This window comes from Mesorhizobium sp. M1E.F.Ca.ET.063.01.1.1, assembly GCF_003998155.1.
Taxonomy (GTDB): Bacteria; Pseudomonadota; Alphaproteobacteria; order Rhizobiales; family Rhizobiaceae; genus Mesorhizobium.
In genome coordinates, this window is the sequence record NZ_RZSC01001567.1 from 1 (window position 1) to 481 (window position 481).

The following is a 481-nucleotide window of genomic DNA, read 5'->3' on the forward strand; positions in this document are numbered from 1 at the left end:
GTGCAGGAGGACAATCTTCGGGTCGGTGGTGGCGGCGGCGAAAGCCATGCCGCCGAGCCGCTTGCCGTCGTCGGCGACCAGGAATTCGGAGTTCGGCCGCGTCAGCCGCGCCTTCAGCGAGGCGATCGAATGCCAGTCGTCGGTGATCGCCGTCACCCTTTCGACGCCATAGATGGCGTCATAGGTCGCGTGCCACGTCTCGACCAGCAGCGCGCGGATCGCAACAAGATCGCGCTCGCTGGCGGTACGGACGAACATCGCTTTATTCGATGCCGAGCTTGGCCTTGACCAGGTCGTTGACGGCCTGCGGATTGGCCTTGCCGCCGGTCGCCTTCATCACCTGGCCGACGAACCAGCCGGCCATGGTCGGCTTGGCGCGCGCCTGCTCAACCTTGTCCGGATTGGCGGCGATCACCTCATCCACCGCCTTCTCGATGGCGCCGGTGTCGGTGACCTGCTTCATGCCGCGGCTTTCGACGAG

The 481-nt window shown here is 65.7% G+C and carries 2 pseudogenes; both read right to left on the minus strand.

Annotation, left to right across the window (positions count from 1 at the left end):
- Positions 1-258: pseudogene (locus EOA29_RS39815) on the minus strand (GNAT family N-acetyltransferase); the annotation flags it as partial.
- A gap of 4 nt (positions 259-262) precedes the next feature.
- Positions 263-481 (minus strand): annotated as a pseudogene (gene gatB, locus EOA29_RS39820) (Asp-tRNA(Asn)/Glu-tRNA(Gln) amidotransferase GatCAB subunit B); the annotation flags it as partial.